The organism is Pararhodospirillum photometricum DSM 122, from assembly GCF_000284415.1.
Lineage (GTDB): Bacteria > Pseudomonadota > Alphaproteobacteria > Rhodospirillales > Rhodospirillaceae > Pararhodospirillum > Pararhodospirillum photometricum.
The window spans coordinates 510,563-528,102 of record NC_017059.1 but is presented as its reverse complement, the minus strand read 5'-3'; the positions used below and the strand labels follow the sequence as shown (position 1 = coordinate 528,102).

At 66.1% G+C, this 17,540-nt stretch carries 17 protein-coding genes; 9 read left to right on the top strand and 8 right to left on the bottom strand.

The genetic code is table 11. The annotated features are described in order from the left end of the window. Position 1: 1 nt before the first annotated feature. Complete coding sequence (argJ, locus tag RSPPHO_RS02295) at positions 2-1,243, bottom strand: bifunctional glutamate N-acetyltransferase/amino-acid acetyltransferase ArgJ (protein ID WP_041793801.1); 1,242 nt, start codon at positions 1,241-1,243, stop codon at positions 2-4. A gap of 82 nt (positions 1,244-1,325) precedes the next feature. Then, the gene (locus RSPPHO_RS02290; RefSeq protein WP_014413676.1) at positions 1,326-2,183 is read right to left on the bottom strand and encodes a peptidylprolyl isomerase; all 858 of its coding nucleotides are present in this window, start codon (positions 2,181-2,183) and stop codon (positions 1,326-1,328) included. Between the two features lie 354 nt (positions 2,184-2,537). On the opposite strand from RSPPHO_RS02290, the gene lgt reads away from it, so the two are divergent. The 4 genes from lgt (at position 2,538) to RSPPHO_RS02270 (ending at position 6,561) form a co-directional block, all read left to right on the top strand. After that, positions 2,538-3,350: a prolipoprotein diacylglyceryl transferase gene (gene lgt / locus RSPPHO_RS02285; protein ID WP_041793800.1), complete on the top strand. Its 813-nt coding sequence runs from the start codon at positions 2,538-2,540 to the stop codon at positions 3,348-3,350. Then, entirely contained in the window at positions 3,347-4,396 is a 1,050-nt protein-coding gene (locus tag RSPPHO_RS02280; protein ID WP_014413674.1) for a class I SAM-dependent methyltransferase, read from the top strand. The genes lgt and RSPPHO_RS02280 overlap by 4 nt, the downstream gene beginning before the upstream one ends. Positions 4,397-4,697: 301 nt before the next feature. Then, positions 4,698-5,462 carry a peptidoglycan editing factor PgeF gene (pgeF, locus tag RSPPHO_RS02275; RefSeq protein ID WP_014413673.1) on the top strand — a complete coding sequence of 255 codons (765 nt, stop codon included), beginning with the start codon at positions 4,698-4,700 and terminating at the stop codon, positions 5,460-5,462. Between the two features lie 4 nt (positions 5,463-5,466). Continuing rightward, on the top strand, positions 5,467-6,561 hold the full coding sequence (locus RSPPHO_RS02270) for a hypothetical protein (protein WP_014413672.1): 1,095 nt from the start codon (positions 5,467-5,469) through the stop codon (positions 6,559-6,561). A gap of 39 nt (positions 6,562-6,600) precedes the next feature. Here the strand turns inward: RSPPHO_RS02270 and RSPPHO_RS02265 are convergent, their stop codons facing one another. From RSPPHO_RS02265 to RSPPHO_RS02255, 3 genes are all read right to left on the bottom strand, one after another. Further along, entirely contained in the window at positions 6,601-7,065 is a 465-nt protein-coding gene (locus RSPPHO_RS02265) for an Hsp20 family protein (RefSeq protein ID WP_041796352.1), read from the bottom strand. Between the two features lie 302 nt (positions 7,066-7,367). Further along, complete coding sequence (locus RSPPHO_RS02260; protein WP_041793799.1) at positions 7,368-8,231, bottom strand: DUF4743 domain-containing protein; 864 nt, start codon at positions 8,229-8,231, stop codon at positions 7,368-7,370. Between the two features lie 290 nt (positions 8,232-8,521). Further along, entirely contained in the window at positions 8,522-9,358 is an 837-nt protein-coding gene (locus RSPPHO_RS02255; protein WP_014413669.1) for a universal stress protein, read from the bottom strand. Positions 9,359-9,872: 514 nt separating this feature from the next. Here RSPPHO_RS02255 and hemA point away from each other — a divergent pair. After that, positions 9,873-11,090 (top strand): 5-aminolevulinate synthase, encoded by a 1,218-nt coding sequence (gene hemA, locus RSPPHO_RS02250; RefSeq protein ID WP_041793797.1) that lies wholly within the window; start codon positions 9,873-9,875, stop codon positions 11,088-11,090. Between the two features lie 134 nt (positions 11,091-11,224). Here the strand turns inward: hemA and RSPPHO_RS02245 are convergent, their stop codons facing one another. Both RSPPHO_RS02245 and RSPPHO_RS02240 read right to left on the bottom strand, forming a co-directional pair. Next, positions 11,225-12,550 (bottom strand): ammonium transporter, encoded by a 1,326-nt coding sequence (locus tag RSPPHO_RS02245; RefSeq protein WP_014413667.1) that lies wholly within the window; start codon positions 12,548-12,550, stop codon positions 11,225-11,227. A gap of 11 nt (positions 12,551-12,561) precedes the next feature. Beyond that, positions 12,562-12,900, bottom strand: a complete 339-nt coding sequence (locus RSPPHO_RS02240; protein WP_014413666.1) for a P-II family nitrogen regulator — start codon at positions 12,898-12,900, stop codon at positions 12,562-12,564. A 378-nt stretch (positions 12,901-13,278) separates the two neighbouring features. On the opposite strand from RSPPHO_RS02240, the gene RSPPHO_RS02235 reads away from it, so the two are divergent. The 4 genes from RSPPHO_RS02235 to RSPPHO_RS17410 all read left to right on the top strand — a co-directional run bounded on the left by RSPPHO_RS02235 (position 13,279) and on the right by RSPPHO_RS17410 (position 16,517). Further along, positions 13,279-14,052, top strand: coding sequence for a TerB family tellurite resistance protein (locus RSPPHO_RS02235; RefSeq protein ID WP_041793795.1), 774 nt, complete (start codon positions 13,279-13,281; stop codon positions 14,050-14,052). Between the two features lie 185 nt (positions 14,053-14,237). Then, positions 14,238-15,095: a DMT family transporter gene (locus RSPPHO_RS02230; protein WP_014413664.1), complete on the top strand. Its 858-nt coding sequence runs from the start codon at positions 14,238-14,240 to the stop codon at positions 15,093-15,095. Further along, positions 15,092-15,808 (top strand): N-acetylmuramoyl-L-alanine amidase, encoded by a 717-nt coding sequence (locus RSPPHO_RS02225; protein WP_014413663.1) that lies wholly within the window; start codon positions 15,092-15,094, stop codon positions 15,806-15,808. Before RSPPHO_RS02230 ends, RSPPHO_RS02225 begins: the two co-directional genes overlap by 4 nt. A gap of 154 nt (positions 15,809-15,962) precedes the next feature. Further along, on the top strand, positions 15,963-16,517 hold the full coding sequence (locus RSPPHO_RS17410) for a Uma2 family endonuclease (RefSeq protein ID WP_157879052.1): 555 nt from the start codon (positions 15,963-15,965) through the stop codon (positions 16,515-16,517). A gap of 47 nt (positions 16,518-16,564) precedes the next feature. On the opposite strand, the gene RSPPHO_RS02215 is transcribed toward RSPPHO_RS17410, so the two are convergent. Continuing rightward, the gene (locus tag RSPPHO_RS02215) at positions 16,565-17,533 is read right to left on the bottom strand and encodes an ABC transporter substrate-binding protein (protein ID WP_041793793.1); all 969 of its coding nucleotides are present in this window, start codon (positions 17,531-17,533) and stop codon (positions 16,565-16,567) included. Between the last annotated feature and the right edge of the window lie 7 nt (positions 17,534-17,540).

Below are 17,540 nucleotides of genomic sequence, written 5' to 3'. Positions count from 1 at the left end.
GTCAGGTCCGGTAATCGGCGTTGATGTCGATGTAGCGGTGGGTCAGGTCGCAGGTCCACACTTGGGAGCGGCCCTCGGCCAAGCCAAGATCCACCTCGATGTCGATCTCGCGGCCTTGCATGTGCTGGGCGACCGGGGTTTCGTCGTAGTCGGCGACCGGCTCGCCCTCGGCGGCGATCAGCACGCCGCCGACCCGGACCTGGAGCCGGTCGCGGTCGGCTTCCTCGCCCGACTTGCCCACGGCCATGACGATGCGGCCCCAGTTGGCGTCGGCGCCGGCGATGGCGGTCTTGACCAGGGGTGAGTTGGCGATGGCGAGAGCAATGCGCCGCGCCGCCTGATCGCTGCGGGCGCCGGTGACGCGCACGCTGACAAAACGGGTGGCGCCTTCGCCGTCGCGCACCACCTGATGGGCGAGATCAAGCAGGACCTCGAACAGGGCGGCGCGCAAGGCGGCGGCGCGCGGGTCGTCATCGGCGACCACGGGGGCATGACCGGCGGCGCCGGTGGCGAACAGCATCAAGGTGTCGGAGGTCGAGGTGTCGCTGTCCACGGTGATGGCGTTGAACGAGCGGTCCACGCCCTCGCGCAGCCACGCCTGGAGTACGGCGGGGCTCACGGCGGCGTCGGTGAAGACGTAGGCGAGCATGGTGGCCATGTCGGGGGCGATCATGCCCGAGCCCTTGGCGATGCCGCACACCGAGACCGTGACGCCGTCCACCGTGGCCGAGCGGGTGGCGCCCTTGGCGAAGGTGTCGGTGGTCATGATGGCCGAGGCGGCGTCGTGCCACGAGGCCGAGCCGGCTTGGGCCGGGGCCGGGCCTTCGAGCAAGGCGGTGATCTTGCTATCGTCGAGGGTCACGCCGATGGTGCCGGTGGAGGCGATGAACACCTCGGCGGCACGACAGTCAAAGGCGCGGGCGGCGGCGGCCGCAGTGCGCTCGACGGTTTCAACACCCTTGCGGCCGGTGAAGGCGTTGGCGTTGCCGGCGTTGACCACCAGCACGCGGCCCAGGCCCTGGCCGTCGGCGAGGGCTTGGCGGCACCAGTCCACGGGGGCCGAGCGGGTGAGCGAGCGGGTGAAGACGCCGGCCGCCGTGGTGCCGGGCGCCAGACGGGCCACCAGCAGGTCGGGGCGCCCCTGGTAGCGCAGGCCGGTGTTGAACACGCAAAGCGCGACGCCGGACACGGGCGGCATGGCGGGGAACTGCGCGGGCGCGAGGGGCGAAACGGGCTGGGCCATGGCGGTCTTCACCAAGAATAGGGGCAGGGGGTTTTGCAGGAAGAGTAAGGCTGGGGAGGCGCGGCCTCCCCAGACCCCTCGGTTACTGGGCGGGCTGGGCGGGCAGCGGCTTGCCGTCCATGCCGAACAGGTCGATCTTGGCCTTTTCCTTGAGGGCTTTGACCTTGGCGTCCACGGCTTCGCCAGCCAGTTCGCTGTGGATCTGGCCCTTGATGTCGTTGAGCTCGGGGAACTTGGTGTCGCGGAGGTCTTCGACCTTGATCACGTGCCAGCCGAATTCGCTTTTGACCGGGGCCTTGGAGTAGGTGCCGGGCTGAAGGGCGAAAGCGGCGTCGGCAAATTCCTTGACCATGCGGTCCTTGGTGAAATAGCCAAGATCGCCGCCGCTGGCACCGCTCGCGCTATCGGCCGAGTCCTTGGCCAGTTCGGCGAAGTCGGCCTTGGCGTCGAGCTTCTTGATGATTTCCTTGGCCTTGTCCTCGCTGTCCACCAGGATGTGACGGGCGTGGACTTCTTTTTCCGGGGTAAACTTGGCCTTCATTTCGTCGTAGCGCTTCTGGAGGGCGGCGTCGGTGACTTCCTTGTCCACCACCTTTTCCAGATAGGCGCCACCGATCAGGCGATCCAGCAGCTCGGCCAGGCGCTTTTGCACCACTGGGTCTTTTTCCAGCCCGGCTTCACGACCGGCGGCCGTGACGATCTCCGAGCCGACCACCGAGTCGAGAAGCTGCTCGTAGACGACCTGCAAGGGCAGGGCGGCGAGCTGGGGCTGTCCCGCCTTCATGGTCTCAAAGCGCTCCTGGACGGCGGAGAGGTGGATCTCCTTGCCGTTGACCTTCGCCACCACCGGATCCGGGTCCGCTGCCAGGGCGGTGCCGGCAAGCATCGGCAGGGCGAGAGCACCAGCCAGGGCAAGGCGATGCGCGCGGAAAGACCTCATGGGAATAGGTTCCTTGTCATGAATGATCTGGTCCTGGGGGATCCGCCAGGGCCGCCCGCCGCGCTCAAGCCGTTGGGGCCGGCTGGAGAGGGCGACGGAGAGAGGCCTCGAACATCAGCACATTGTGCACGGCGACTCAAGGGCGGCCGCAGGGCAGGGGCATCGGGGGATTGGGGATTCCGGCTAGGGAAAGACAAAAAAGAGAAGGCTGGGGAGGCGGGGATTCCCCAGGCCCCTCCCATCCTGGGGCTTCTTTCAAGGCTCTCCGGCGGCGTCCCGAAAACGACTCCCCGGCCTGACCCTCCCCTGTGCTACAAGGGCCCGCCCCTGGCCTTTGTATGAGGTTTGCGTGTCATGGTCCTTGCTGTGCCTTATCCCGTCATCGACCCTGTTTTGGTCGAGATCGGTCCGTTTGCCGTGCGCTGGTATGCGCTGGCCTACATTGCCGGGCTGACCTTGGGCTGGGGGCTGGTCCGCGCCCTGGCTCGGGCCTCCCAGCCATCGGTTCTGAGTGATGCCCAGGTGGATGACCTGTTGGTCTGGGCGACCTTGGGGACCATTCTGGGCGGGCGCCTGGGGTATGTGATTTTTTATAACCCGCTCTATTTCCTGGCCAATCCCCTTGAGATTCCCATGATGTGGCATGGGGGCATGAGCTTTCACGGCGGCTTGCTGGGGGTGTGCTTGGCCGTCATCGCCTTTTGCCGGTTGCGCGGGTTGTCCTTGCTCAGGGTGGGCGATCGGGTGGCCGTGGCGGCGCCGATTGGGCTGTTTTTCGGGCGGCTGGCCAACTTCATCAACGGCGAGCTGTTTGGACGCGTGGCCCCCGATGTGCCCTGGGCCATGGTGTTTCCCCGGGGCGGCGACGTGCCGCGTCACCCGAGCCAGCTGTACGAGGCCGGTCTGGAGGGCGTGGTGCTGTTTGTCCTGCTGCTGGGCGTCTGGCGCTTCACGGCGCTCAAGAATCGGGCCGGCGCCTTGGTGGGCTTGTTCCTGATCGGCTATGGCATGGCGCGCACCACGGCCGAGTTGTTCCGCGAGCCCGATGCCCATATCGGCTTCTTGTCGATGGGAGTGACCATGGGGCAGGTGTTGTCCCTGCCGATGATTGTCATCGGCCTCGTGTTTCTGGTCCGGGCTTTGCGCCGGCCGGCCCTCGACGCATGAGTGGGCCGGTCCTACCGCCCGAGGGGCTTCCTCTCGAAACCTGGATGGGTCAGGCCCTGGCGGCGTACTACGCCCGGGGTACGGCGCTCGGGGCTCGGGGCGACTTCATCACCGCCCCCGAGGTTTCGCAGATGGTGGGCGAACTTTTGGGTCTGTGGGCGGCGGTGGTCTGGCAGGGTTTGGGCCAGCCCTCGGCCCTGTCCCTGGTCGAGTTGGGGCCTGGGCGCGGCACCTTGATGGCCGATGCATGGCGGGCCCTGGCCGTGGTGCCGGCCTGTCGTGCCGCCCTCTCGATCCATCTGGTCGAAACCAGCCCAGGCTTGCGGGCGCTTCAGGCCCGGGCTTTGGCCGACGCGCCGGTGACGTGGCACGACAGCTTGGACAGCGTGCCCCAAGGCCAGCCCCAGATTTTTTTGGCCAACGAGTTTCTCGATGCCCTGCCCATTCGCTCCCTGGCCCGCGATGAGGCCGGCGCGTGGCACGAGCGCTGGGTGGTCCGGGACGGCCAGGGCGCCCTCGCGTTCGCCTGGGGACCGGCCCTCGACGCTCCGCCGGCCGAGGTGCAACCGGCCCACCGGGCGGCGCGTCCGGGGGAGATCTGCGAGATCTGTCCCGCCGCCCATCGACTCGTTGCGGCGCTGGCCCAGCGTCTGTGCGCGGCGGGCGGAGCGGCCTTGTTTCTGGATTACGGCCCGGCGGCCAGCGCCCCCGGCGACAGCCTTCAGGCCCTGCGCGCCCATCGGTTTGTCCCCGTCTTGGAGACTCCGGGCGAGGCCGACCTCACCGCCCATGTCGATTTCGCCGCGCTCGCCGCCACCGCCGCCGCCCACGGCGCCCAGGTGGCCGGGGTGGTCGGGCAGGGTGAGTTCCTGTGCGCCCTGGGCTTGCGCGAGCGTGCCGGCGTTTTGATGAGCGCCGCCGATCCCGCGCAACAGCGCGATATTGCGGCGGCGGTGCGTCGGCTGGTTGACCCGACAGCCATGGGCACCCATTTCAAGGTCATGGGGCTGGCCTCTCCGACCCTGGGCGGTCTGCCCGGCTTTTGATGGGCCCCGGGCCGTTGTCGGGCCAGGGGGCGGGCCGATCAGGGCAATCGGGCGAGAGATAAAGGGAAGGCTGGGGAGGCAGGGCCTGCCCAGACCCCTCGTTGACGGTGGCCCTTCGCGTTGAGGGATGCCCCCGTCACCCGATCGCCGTGCAGGCCGACCCACCGGCATTGACGCCCCCTCTTGCATCAGGCATCAATGTTCCTAGGTCTTTGTTGGACTTAACGTCATACCTTGTCCTAACGCATCAAGCGGGGCGGGTCCGTCCGCGCCAAGCTGGGGCACCAGGGAAGCCACACCGATGATCACTGTGTCCTCGCTCAACGCCCTGACCAACGTCCGCCATGGGTTTTTTACTCGCAACCGAGGTATTTCAAAGGGTGAGTACAACTCCCTGAATTGTGGCGCCGGCTCGGGGGATGATCCCGAAAACGTGCGGCGCAATCGGGAACGCGCCCTGGCCGAAATCGAGATGCCGCCCGAGGCCCTGGTCACCGTGAGCCAGCGCCACACCAGCGACGTTTTGGCCGTCACCGCTCCCTGGGAGGGGGAGCCCCCCATCGCCGATGGCCTTGTCACCGCCACGCCCCGGTTGGTGCTGGGCGTGCTGACCGCCGACTGTGCCCCGGTCCTGTTCGCCGACCCCAAGGCGCGGGTGGTCGGGGCCGCTCATGCCGGCTGGCGCGGCGCCCTGGCCGGGGTTCTCGACAACACCGTGGCGGCCATGGAAACCCTGGGCGCCAAGCGTCGCGATATTTTGGTGGGCATTGGCCCGTGCATCGCCCAGCGCTCCTATGAGGTGGGTCCTGAGTTTCCGGCGGCCTTTTTGGCCGAGGACGAGACCAACCAGATGTTTTTTGCCAACGCGCGCCGCGAGGGGCATTTCCTGTTCGACCTGCCTGGGTATATCGCCAAGCGTCTGGTGCGGTTGGGGGTGACCGAGGTCATGCCCACGCCGTGCGATACCTATCGCGAGGAAGCCCGGTTTTTCAGCTACCGCCGCTCCAGCCAGCGCGGTGTGACCGACTACGGGCGCCTGTTGTCGGTGATCGTGCTGGAGCGCTGACATCGTGTGCCGGCGCTGGGGGAAGCTGCGGCTCCCAGGGGTTGGGCTCCTGGGGCTGGCGATGGTCGGGCTGTCGGCCTGTGGCAGCGTGCCCCGGCCGTTTGCCCACGGCGACGATACCGTGGCCGCCGCCCTCAACCCCCTCGTCGCCTTGCGCTCGGGGACGGGAGTCACCGTCGCCCCGGCCGAGGGGGTGCCCCTGCCGTGGAACCGGTTGATCGCCCTGGAAACCGCCGAGCTTCTTCGCGCCGAGGGAGTTCCGGCCGATGTCAACGCCAGCGGCAGTTTGGGCCATCGCCTGGGGCTCTCGGTCCATCCCTTGATTGGCCTTGAGGCGGGCTTTGCCCCCCCGGGTACCCTGGCTCTTCAGGTCGCTTGGCGCTTACTTGACGAAAATGGCCGAGCCCTCGCCGAGGAAATCCGCACCGTGACGGTGCCCGCCTCCCTGTGGGAAACCGCCGCGCCCGAAGCGGCCCAGGCGGTGGGGGTGCCCATCGTGCGGCGGGTCGAGGCCGTGCTGGGCGTTGATCCCGGCCTGGGCAGCGTGTCACCGGAAGGCGCGTTGGCGGCCGTCCAGGCGCGGGGGCCGCGCAACGACATCGCCGCACCCCCGGGGCGCAAGGCGCCGCCACCGCCCTCGGCCCTGGACGAGGTGCCGCCCACGCCCACCGCCGTCAAGGCGCGGCCGGTGGAAACGGAAAAAGAGGCGAAGGAAGCCCAGCGTCAGGCCGCCGCGGCCCAGGTGGTGGCCTTCAGGCCGACCATTACCGAGGCTCCGGGCGACGGGGTCACGGCCCTTGGGGAAGCCTTGACCACCCTTATGCGCGCGGCTGGGGTGCGGGTGACCGATGATCCCAAGCGCGCCACCTTTGGTTTGGTCGCCACCATTACCAGTGTCCCGGCGCCGGGGGGGCGCGACAAGATCGAACTGGTCTGGGAGGTCACCGATCCCGGGAGCGGGAAGGTCGTGGGCTCGGTGCGCCAGCAGAACTTTGTGCCGTCGGGCCTGCTGGCCAAGCCGTGGGGCAGGCTGGCGTATGATATTGCCCAGGGAGCGTTGGAGGGGGTGGGGGCGATTCTGGCGGGGGGGAAGAAGTAAGGCTGGGGAGGCGTGGGCCTCCCCAGACCCCTCGGAAGACTAGGCCGCTTGGCTCTCGATTCCCTTGGGTGCGGACGCGCTCTGGATGGCGATGCGGCGCGGCTGCTTTTCCTCGGGCACCTCGCGCACAAGATCAACGTGCAGCAGGCCATTCACGAAGCTGGCCCCCTCCACCCGAAGATGATCGGCAAGCTCGAACTTCCGTTCGAAGGCCCGGCCGGCGATGCCCCGGTGCAGGAAACGCGATGGGGCGTCGTCGGCCCGATCGAGGCGTCCGGCAATGACCAGGGTGTTTTCCGTGAGGACCACACTCAGGTCATCCTCGGCAAAGCCCGCCACCGCCATGGTGATGCGGTACTGGGTCTCACCGGTCTTCTCGATGTTATAGGGGGGGTAGGCAACCGCCTGATCATCCAGGCGCGAGGCCGCATCCAGCAGCCGGCTGACGTTGTCAAAGCCGATGGCAAAGCGATGAAGCGGCGACAGGTCTAAAGAGGTCCGCATGATCATATCCTCCGTCGAGCGACATGGGGTGGACGCATCCTTTGTGGACTGCATCCTTGACGCGAGAGGATGACGCACCGGTCGGGCCAGGATCAGGACCGCTTATGCGCCCCCTGATCCCGGGAACAGCCCGCCCGGCGGCACCATCCCCACTGTTGGTCGCCGTCCCTGAGGGCCCGGCTTCCTGGGGAATGATGTTGGGGGCCGGGTGCCCTGTGTCAACAGGGGGCGGTAAAAAAGCAGCGGGGAAAGGAAGGCTGGGGAGGCGCGGCCTCCCTAGACCCCTCGTTCTCTTGAGGCCTTTAAAGAGGCAAGGGGGCGTGCAGGCCGGCGCGCAGGGTCATGTAATCGGGGTCGCGGTCGGGGTCGATGAGGCCGTGGCGCAAGGCGAAGTCAATAATCACCAAGGCGACGTTGAACTTGAAGAGGTCCGTGTCCCGCACCGTTTCCAAAACGCGGGCGATGGGCCACAGCATGAATTCGGCGATCTCGCCATCGGTGTTGCGGGGCGTGAACGACGCGGGCAGGCTGATATCGTAAACAAACAAGGTGTCGGGACGCAGGCCGGCCGGCGTTTCCACGCAATAAGTCAGCGCCCCCACGGGATGGGCCTGCTCGACCAGGGCGCGGGGCATGTCAGCCTCCTCGGCGCACTCTTTGACCAGATTGTCGCGCAGGGAAAGGCCGGCCGGCTGGCCTCCAGCCACGAGATTGTCGAGCTTGCCCGGGGCCACCGATTTGTCGGGGCTGCGCCGGCTGATCCACATTTTCATGGCCGGGCCGCTGCCGACGATGCCGTTGAGATGAACGCCATAGGCCCGCACGCCGAAGGTCGGGACAAAGGCACGATCCAGAAGCATCAAGGTGGGCTCGCTCCAGCCCCGGTTGACCCGGTACATTTCGCCGCGCGGTCCGGGCACCACCCCGTCATCGGCCAACTGAGCAAGGACCTCGGCGACGGCGCGGGTGCGGGCCTCGGGGCCGCGCAAGGAGGGATGAAGGCCGAGTCCCTGGGGCGTGGTAACAAAAACGCGGTCAAAGGCCTGAAGACGCCGGGCCAAGCCAGGACGCAGCCAGCCCACCCGCTGATCCTCGATGAAAAACCCGGTCAAACCCGTGAGATCGTGCGTGTTGCACGCCTCCACATGCCGCAAATACCCAAGCACCGTTGCTTTCCTTTTTCTGGTCCGGGCGTCCGGGGGCCCTGGATGCACCGCACTGTATCGGCCCCGGCCGGGGAAAGGCAATGCAGCGGCAAGGATGTGACGGCTGTCACTGCGCTGGCGTGCACTGTGAGTCAAGGTGCCGCGTCCCATCGTTTCTCTCGTCTCCGGACGGCCCCGTCCCCAAGCCGGGAAGGAATCCCGGTGCCCGCCCGTCCAGCGTCGGGCGGGACGCGAGGCCAGGGCTTGACCGGCCGGGGGGGAGCCTCGTGCTCCCTCCCGGACGTTGGCCCTTAGTGGCTCATCAGCACCGGCAGGGTCATGTGCCGCAGCAAGTGGCTGGTGACGCCCCCCAGGATCAACTGGCGCAGCCGCGAGTGGCCCCAGGCTCCCATCACCAGGAGATCGGCCCCTTCCTCGGCGGCCCGCGAGAGGATCATGGCGCCAACGTCCATGTCCTCGGCATGCAAGGCGTGGGCGGTGGCCCGGATCCCATGGCGTGCCAAGTGCAAGCACAGGTCGGCCCCCGGCAGGTCGCCCTCGTCGCTGGTGCCCAAATGGGGATTGACCACGCTCACCTCCACCCGCTTGGCGTCGCGCAGGAAGGGCAGGGCGTCGTGGACCGCCCGTGTGGCCTCGCGGCTGCCATTCCAGGCGATCATCACCGTTTGGCCGATCGTTGGGAGGGTTCCGACATAGGGAATCACCAGCACGGGGCGGCCCGCTTCCAGCAGCAAAGTATCGGTCAGGCCCTCCAAGCCGAGGGGAGCGTCGTCGCGCGGGTCGGCTTGGCCCACGATCACGAGGTCGGCGTAGCGGGCATGCAGGCGGAAGGTTTCCGTCGCGTCGGCCTCCGCGTCGCGCCATTCCGCCGCGATGGAGGCCTGTCGGACGGTAGTTTCGAACAAAGTGCGCGCGGCATCTAGGGCATGGTCGGCATGGCGACGCTGGGCGTCTGCCACCTCCGAGCCCAATTGTGACAGGATAAAGCCCGGGACTTGAGGGACGATCCTGACTCCGAGACCCGTCAAATGCGCCCCATGCCGACCCGCCAGGGTCACGGCGGCGTCGAGCCGGGCCCGGCTTGGGACAGAGTTGTCTACGTGAACCAGGATGTCTTTGAATGACATGGTATTTCTCCTCCTGAACCGACCACGTCACCCCTTTGAGGGAAGGCGGGCCGGCGCCACCCTACTTATTGAATAATTCTAGGCAGAGGACCGCCGAAGTCAAATCGCGAAGTGTTTTGATCGGGATTACCGGCGGGCTGGACGATTCCACACCCTGGAGAGGGACAATAATGCGTCGGAAGTGGGCCGTTCGTGTCGGAAAAAAGACGGGCTCCAGAACGCATCCACACTGGACAACGCCGCGTACACCTTTATCCTCCGTTCCCGCGACACAGGGGAAACGGCGCGTGACGCGCGGAAGACGTGGTGGTGGGATCCCGGGGCAGGCGAGTCTTTCCGGGAGAAGCGAGAGCCTTTCCGAAGGGGTTTTCGGATCCGGGCGCTGGCTCACCCGTCTTATCGGGCACTGGCCTCTCCTGTCCGCGGAGCCGAGGGGCTCTGGGGGAAGGGATCTACCGGGAAAAATCACCGGCTGGGCCCCGTCCAGGGAAATGAGATCAGGAGAAATCCGGCAATGGATTATGAAGGCTATTTCGCCGACAGGCTGTCCGGTCTGAAGAACGAGGGGCGCTATCGCGTCTTCGCCGATCTCGAACGCCAGGTGGGGGCGTTCCCCAAGGCACGTAACTACCGAGATGGCAAGCCGCACGACGTCACGATCTGGTGCTCCAATGACTATTTGGGCATGGGCATCCATCCGGTGGTTCTGGAAGCTATGGCCGAAGCCGTGCAGAGCAATGGCGCCGGCGCTGGGGGCACCCGGAACATCAGCGGCACCAACCATTATCACGTTCTGCTGGAAGACGAGCTGGCCTCCTGGTGCAAAAAGGATGCGGCCCTGCTGTTTACCAGCGGCTACGTCGCCAACATGACCACCTTGATGACCCTCGGAGCCCAGATTCCCAATCTGGTGATCTTCTCCGACTCCGACAACCACAATTCCATGATCGAGGGCATCCGGCACTCCCGGGCCGCCAAGGAAGTGTTCCGTCACAACGACGTCGAGCACCTGGAGACGCTCCTCAAGAAGTACCCGAAGGAGCATCCCAAGCTGATCGCCTTCGAGTCCGTATACTCGATGGATGGCGACATCTCCCCGATCGAAAAGATCTGCGATCTGGCCGATCAGTACAACGCCATGACCTATCTGGATGAAGTCCACGCGGTCGGCATGTATGGCGAGACCGGCTCGGGCGTCGCCGAGCGCGATGGCCAGCGCGAGCGCATCACCATCATCCAGGCCACCATGGGCAAGGCCATCGGCGTGGTTGGCGGCTACATCGCCGGCTCGGCCAATCTGGTGGATTTCGTGCGCTCCTTCGGCGCCGGCTTCATCTTCACCACCTCCCTGCCGCCCGCCGTGGCTGCCGGGGCTCTGGCCAGCGTGCGCTTCCTCAAGGAGCACAACGAGCTGCGCGTCTTGCATCAGGAGCGCGCCGCTACCGTGATGCGCCGCCTGCGCGAAGTCGGCCTGCCCGTCATGCCTTCGGTGAGCCACATCGTCCCCGTGATGGTGGGCGACGCCACCCAGTGCAAGATGGCCAGCGACCTGTTGCTCCAGAAGCACGATATCTATGTGCAGCCCATCAACTACCCGACCGTGCCCAAGGGCACCGAGCGGCTTCGCATCACCCCGACGCCGCTGCACAGCGATGCCCACATTGATCATCTCGTGCGGGCCCTACTGGATGTGTGGCAGCACCTGGGGATCGAGCGTCGCGCCGCGGCCTAACGCTTTTTCCTTCGATCGTCGTTCCTCCCCCTCCCGGTTTGGGAGGGGGTTTTTTTTGTCGCGCGTTGGGCAGCAGGCMAAAAAAAGCTGGGGAAGCGTCGCCTCCCCAGCCCCTTGGTCTCAAGTGGCCACGGTTAGTCGTGGATGCGTTCGCCGTGCAAGGCGTAGTCCAAGCCTTCGATTTCGACTTCCTTGGAGACGCGCAGGCCGATGGTCTTGTCGATCACGAAGAGAAGAATCGCGCTCACTAGGCCCGACCAGACCAGGGTGACGAGGACGCCTTCGATCTGGGTGATGATTTGGCCGGGGTTGCCGTCGATGAGGCCGGACTTGCCTTCGCCCCCGATGGCAGCCACGGCGAACACGCCAGTGAGGATAGCGCCGATGATGCCGCCGACCCCGTGGACACCCCAGACGTCGAGGGCGTCGTCATAGCCCAGCGCGCTCTTGAGGCTGGAAACGGCGAAGAAGCAGGCCGGCCCGACGATCAGGCCCATGAGCAGGGCGCCCGAAGGGGTGACGAAGCCGCAGGCCGGGGTGATGACGACGAGACCAGCGACGGCGCCCGAGGCCGCGCCCAGGAGCGAGGGCTTGCCGCGCAGGATCCATTCAGCGACCGACCAAGCGACGACGGCGGCCGCGGTGGCGACCTGGGTGTTGATCATGGCAACGCCCGCCGAGGCGCCCGCCGACAGGGCCGAGCCGGCATTGAACCCGAACCAGCCCACCCACAGCAAGGACGCGCCGATCATGGTCAGGGACAGATTGTGCGGGGCGAGGTTTTCGGTGCCGTAGCCCGTGCGCTTGCCGATCATGAGGGCGGCGACGAGGCCGGCGATGCCCGAGTTGATGTGCACCACGGTGCCGCCCGCGTAGTCCAGCACGCCGGCACCGGCCAGGAAGCCGCCCGGTCCCCAGACCATATGGGCCATGGGCGCATAGACCAGCACCACCCACAGGCCGATGAACAGCATGGCGGCGCTGAATTTCATCCGATCGGCCGGGCCGCCCAGGATGATCACGCCGGTAATAATGGCGAAGGTCATCTGGAACATGGCAAAGACGAATTCGGGGATGGTGCCAAATAGGGTGGACGGGGTAATGCCCGACAGGAACGCCTTCGATAGATCGCCAAAGAACGGGTTGCCCTCGGCGAACGCTAGGCTGTAGCCCACGACAACCCAGATCACCGACAGCAGGCCGGCGCCGAACATCGACTGCATCAAGACCGATAGAACGTTCTTTTTACGCACCATGCCGGCATAGAACAGGGCAAGGCCCGGCACCAGCATCATGAGGACGAGAACGGAGGAGGTGAGCATCCAGGCGGTATCGCCGGCGGACAGAGGGGGGGCCTCCGGCGCGGCGTCCTGAGCCCAGGCCGCACTGGCGGCCAGGAAGGGGAGGGAGACCGCGAGGGCGCCTCCAATCTTGCGAGACACGAACTGCATGGGCATCATCCCTTTTTATCTTAAAGCGCTTCGGCGCCGGTTTCGCCGGTGCGAATACGAATGGCGTTTTCGAGACTAAAGACGAAAATCTTGCCGTCACCGATTTTTCCAGTCCGAGCGACCTGAGAAATGGTTTCGATCACTTGTTCGACGCGGTCATCTGCCACGGCAATTTCAATTTTGAGCTTGGGTAAGAAGTTCACGACATATTCGGCGCCGCGGTAAATTTCTGTCTGGCCCTTTTGGCGGCCGTAGCCTTTGCACTCGGCGACGGTCATGCCTTCAATGCCGATGGCCGTCAGGGCCTCGCGGACCTCGTCGAGCTTGAAGGTCTTGATGATGGCGGTAATGAGCTTCATGAAATCCCCCTTGGTCCTGCGCGCCGCCGGCCCGATGGGACGGCGCCATGATCATTCGATGACAAAGCAAGCGCCGTGCCGGAGCGGCTATCCCCTGAAGACCAGGGGTTTTTCTCGCAACGCGCGCTCTTTACGGCCAAGGTTTCGCCTGATTTTCGGACGTTTGCCCATCGCATGGGCAGGGGGCCGGGGCCTCTCCCGGGCGCTGGGGCCGCCCCTTCCCCTCGTGGTGTCGTTGCGCGAACAGCCAAGGGGCCGAGAACAGCCAAGGGGGATTCCACCTCTGGGCGCGACGGGTCTTGTTTTTGCCCGGGCGTCGGGTATTGTCGAAAGTGTCCAGACAAGGATCCACCCCGCCAGGGAGGTAAGACGCCAGTCATGAGCATCTTTGGAAAGATTGTGGGCGGGGTCGGCGGGTTCATCGTCGGCGGGCCGCTGGGCGCTGTCCTCGGCGCCGCGGCGGGTCACGCGTACGACCGCATGCGCGAGGAAGGCGTGGAGACCTACGGTCCCGAAGAGGGGGTGAAGTCCGGGGCGACCTTCGAGCGCGCCAACGACGCCGCACGGCAGATGGCCTTTACCGTGGCCGTGGTCGCCCTTTCGGCCAAGATGGCCAAGGCCGATGGCGTGGTCAACCGCGAGGAAATCGACGCCTTCAAACGGGCGTTTCGCGTTCCCCCCGGGGACATGGCCGCCGTGGGGCGCCTGTTTGATCAGGCCCGGCACAGCCCCGATGGCTATGAAGCCTATGCCCGCCAGATTGCCCGCATGTTTGCCGACACTCCCCAGGTTTTGGAGGAGTTGCTGGGAGCTTTGTTCGTGATCGCTCAGGCAGACGGCCGCTTGCATCCCAACGAGGTGGCCTTTTTGCATCGGGTGGCCGACATTTTCGGCCTGCCGCCGCGCGATTTCGAGCGGATCCGCGCCACCCATGCGGTGGGCGATGCCGACCCCTATCATATCCTGGGCGTGCCCCCCGACGCCGACGAGGCAACGCTGCAAAGCGCCTATCGCCAACTGGTGCGCGAGAACCATCCCGACCGCCTGATCGCCCAGGGCATGCCCCCGGACTTCATTGATTTGGCGACCCAAAAAATGGCCACGATCAACGCCGCCTATGATGCCGTCAGCCGGCGTCGCCTCAAGTCCTGAGGGGGGCGGTCCGGCCCAGGGGAATCGGGGGCGGTGGTGAGTGAGAGAAGAAAGGGAAGGCTGGGGAGGCGTGGCTTCCCCAGACCCCTCATTGACTTTGGCCCTCCGGACGCGGCTGGGCCCCAGGAATCGAGGGGTCTGGGGAGGCCACGCCTCCCCAGCCTTCCCTTACGCACGGTGACCCCATGAGCCCGCGAGATATCGGCATCGCCCTCGTGGTCGTCTTGGTGTGGGGCCTCAATTTCGTGGTGGTCAAGCTGGGCACCCAGGACTTGCCCCCCTTGCTTTTGGTGTCCTTGCGCTTCGCCCTGGCGGCGGCGCTGATCGTGCCCTTTTGCCCGGTGCGTCGCGAGCATCTGCCGGGCTTGGCCTTGCTCTCGTTTACCTTTGGCTTTTTGCATTTCGGCTTGTTGTTCCTGGCCCTGGGGCAGGTGGACGCGGCCACGGCGGCGATTTTTGTCCAGCTTGGCGTGCCGCTCTCGACTTTGGCGGGGGTTGTTTTTCTGGGCGAGCGCTTGGGCCTTGGGCGGTGGCTGGGCTTGGCGCTGGCCTTTGGCGGGGTGGTCGTGGTTGCGGGGGAGCCCCATCTGGCGGGCGGGCTGCCGACCGTTTTGTTGTTGCTGTGTGCCATGGGGTGGGCGGCGGCCAATCTGGTGATCAAGCGGCTCAAGGGGATCTCCCCGGTGGCCACGACCGGCTGGCTGTGCCTGCTGGCTTTGCCGCAAACCCTGGTCTTGTCCGTATTGGTCGAGGGCAACCCCTGGCCGGCCCTTCAGGCGGCGGGGGTGGCGGGGTGGGGCGCCGTGGTCTACACGGCACTCGGGGCCAGTTTGCTGGCGCATTCGCTTTGGTATGTGCTGCTGGGCCGCTACCCGGTCTCGCGGGTGGCGCCGTTTTCCTTACTTGCCCCGGTGCTGGGGGTGGTGGGGGGCATTGTCTTGCTGGGCGAGCCGGCGACGGTTCATAAAATCCTGGGCGGGGTCATCACCTTGGCCGGAGTGGCGCTGATTGAGGTGGCCGGACGCCGGGAGCGCCGGGCATGAGCCCTCTGCCCTATACCGTGATGGAAAGCCCCAACCAAGACGACCGCCCCGAGGGGCAGGGTATCGACACCTTGGTGTTGCACTATACTGGCATGCCCACCGCCCAGGCCGCCCTGGCCCGGATGCTCGACCCCGCCGCCCAGGTCAGCGCCCATTGGCTGGTCCATGAAGAGGGCCGGCTTGTTGCCCTGGTGCCCGAGGCCCGCCGCGCTTGGCATGCCGGACGCTCGTTCTGGCGGGGCCACACGGCCTTAAATACCCGCTCGATCGGCATTGAGATTGTCAATCCCGGGCATGAGTTCGGCTACCGGCCTTTTCCCGAGGCCCAGATGCGCAGTGTGGTCGCGCTATGCCGGGAGATCTTGCGGCGCCATCCGGCGATTGTGCCGGTGAATGTGGTGGCCCATGCCGATATCGCGCCCACCCGCAAGGAGGATCCGGGCGAGCTGTTCGACTGGCCACGCCTAGCGGCGGCTGGGGTCGGGCTGTGGCCCGGGGGCGACGAAGCACCGCCACCGAAGCCCGAGGGGAGCGCCGACGACGCGGCCGCCCTGCTGGCGCATATCGGCTATGATGTCAGCGACCTTGCGGCGGCCCTGAAAGCCTTTCAACGTCATTACCTCCCGGCGTCGCTGGGTCAGGCCCCCGTGGGCCCAACCTGGGCCCGCCTGTGGGCCGTGGCGCGGGCGTCCGGCCCGATCGAGCGCGACTAGGGGAGCGATCGCCCCCGGGGAAAGCATCTTCAAGTTTCTTTGCTCGACGGGAAATGAACGGTGTCTGCGTGCTTGGAGCCGATTCGGTTTGCGCCTGGGTGCCTTGTCCCCCTATCGTTAACGTCATCTTCCGATGGAGGCAGGGATGCGCGTCATGAGTTCTCCGATCAGACCCCAGTCCTGGTCGTGGGCCGAGTTCGTGAGCTATGCCGACTCCGTTCAGGAGCGCGCCGAGTTCATTGACGGCCTGCCTGTTTTGCAGGCGGCCGGCACGCGCGAACACGCCCAGGCCGTTTTGGGAACGGCGACCTCCCTCAGAGTATCCCTTGAAAACACCGGCTGCACGGCGGTGACCGATGGGGTGTGGCTGCGGGTGGGAGAAGACCGCTTTTTGCCTGATGTCATGGTGTTGCCGGCCGGCGAACCAGCGGACGGTGCCCGGGAGGTGACCGAGGCCTTGATGATTGCCGAGGTCATGTCGGGCAGCACCGAGTTGCGCGACCGGGGTCGCAAGTGGGTCGCCTACCGCCGCCTGCCTTCCTTGCGGGCCTATCTTCTGATCGACACCGTCAACCACCATGTCGAACTTTTCACCCAGCGCAAGGAAGCCTGGAGCGTCGTGTTTTTGGAGGAATACCACTCCATTACCTTGCCATGGCCGGCCGAGGTGACCTTGCCGGTTCACCTGCTGCTGGGGTTGAGCGGATAAAAGGGAAAGGCCGGGGAGGCGCGGCCTCTCCAGGCCCCTTCGATTTGTCAGCCTTTCAAGGTCAGGACGTAGCGCTCGACCGGTGGGACGGTGTCGATCAGGCCCTCGCCCTTAAGGTATTCGGCAAAGCGCTGGTAGCGGCTGGGGGCGAGGGCGGCGGGCGCGGCGGCAAAGCGGCGCACGGTGTCGGCCCAGGCCCGGCGGTTGAGGGCATCGTCCAGGTCGGGGGCGGCGCGGCGGAAGACCTCCCAGGTGTCCTCGGGATGGTTGAGGATGGCCATGACCCCGCGTTCCACCCCTTCCAGGAAGGCTTGGAGCTTGGGGTCGTCGTGGCGCGTGGCATTGGCCAAAAAGATCAGTTCATCGTAGCTGGGCACGCCGTGGTCTTCGGGCAGGAAGGCCACGCCCGGGTGTCCGGCCAGATCCATTTGATTCAATTCAAAATTACGAAACGGACCGATCACCGCGTCCACTTGGCCGGAAATCACGGCCGGTGATAGGGAAAAGTTGACATTGATCTTCTCGACGTCCGAGGGATTGACCCCGGCGTGGCGCAGCATGGTGCCCAGCAAGACATCCTCGAAGCCCGCCACCGAATAGCCCACCTTGCGGCCCTTGAGATCGGCCATCGACTTGATCGGGCCATCGCGCAGGGCCACCACGCAGTTGAGCGGGGTGTCGATCAGGCTGCCGAAGCGCAACAAGGGCAGGCCCTCGGCGACCTGGAGGTGGAGTTGGGGCTGGTAGCCGATGGCCACATCGGCCTGTCCGGCTGCGACCAGCTTGGGGGGATCGTTGGGATCGGACGGGGCCACCAAGGTGACGTCGAGCCCGACATCGCGGAAGTAGCCCAGTTGCCGCGCGATGACCAGGGGGCCGTGGTCCGGGTTGATGAACCAGTCGAGTAAAACGGTCAGGGGCTGGACAGGCGCGGCGCGGCCGGGGCGCGCGCTCAACAGCGCGGGCGTCAGGGCCGCGAGGGCGAGAAAGGAACGGCGGGACAAGGAGGAGGACATCAAGGGC

Coding starts and splice junctions, on each gene's coding strand:
- argJ (WP_041793801.1), bottom strand. CDS start 1,243: ATGGCCCAGCCCGTTTCGCCCCTCGCGCCCGCGCAGTTCCCCGCCATG.
- RSPPHO_RS02290 (WP_014413676.1), bottom strand. CDS start 2,183: ATGAGGTCTTTCCGCGCGCATCGCCTTGCCCTGGCTGGTGCTCTCGCC.
- lgt (WP_041793800.1), top strand. CDS start 2,538: ATGGTCCTTGCTGTGCCTTATCCCGTCATCGACCCTGTTTTGGTCGAG.
- RSPPHO_RS02280 (WP_014413674.1), top strand. CDS start 3,347: ATGAGTGGGCCGGTCCTACCGCCCGAGGGGCTTCCTCTCGAAACCTGG.
- pgeF (WP_014413673.1), top strand. CDS start 4,698: ATGATCACTGTGTCCTCGCTCAACGCCCTGACCAACGTCCGCCATGGG.
- RSPPHO_RS02265 (WP_041796352.1), bottom strand. CDS start 7,065: ATGCGGACCTCTTTAGACCTGTCGCCGCTTCATCGCTTTGCCATCGGC.
- RSPPHO_RS02255 (WP_014413669.1), bottom strand. CDS start 9,358: ATGTCATTCAAAGACATCCTGGTTCACGTAGACAACTCTGTCCCAAGC.
- hemA (WP_041793797.1), top strand. CDS start 9,873: ATGGATTATGAAGGCTATTTCGCCGACAGGCTGTCCGGTCTGAAGAAC.
- RSPPHO_RS02245 (WP_014413667.1), bottom strand. CDS start 12,550: ATGATGCCCATGCAGTTCGTGTCTCGCAAGATTGGAGGCGCCCTCGCG.
- RSPPHO_RS02240 (WP_014413666.1), bottom strand. CDS start 12,900: ATGAAGCTCATTACCGCCATCATCAAGACCTTCAAGCTCGACGAGGTC.
- RSPPHO_RS02235 (WP_041793795.1), top strand. CDS start 13,279: ATGAGCATCTTTGGAAAGATTGTGGGCGGGGTCGGCGGGTTCATCGTC.
- RSPPHO_RS02230 (WP_014413664.1), top strand. CDS start 14,238: ATGAGCCCGCGAGATATCGGCATCGCCCTCGTGGTCGTCTTGGTGTGG.
- RSPPHO_RS02225 (WP_014413663.1), top strand. CDS start 15,092: ATGAGCCCTCTGCCCTATACCGTGATGGAAAGCCCCAACCAAGACGAC.
- RSPPHO_RS17410 (WP_157879052.1), top strand. CDS start 15,963: ATGAGTTCTCCGATCAGACCCCAGTCCTGGTCGTGGGCCGAGTTCGTG.
- RSPPHO_RS02215 (WP_041793793.1), bottom strand. CDS start 17,533: ATGTCCTCCTCCTTGTCCCGCCGTTCCTTTCTCGCCCTCGCGGCCCTG.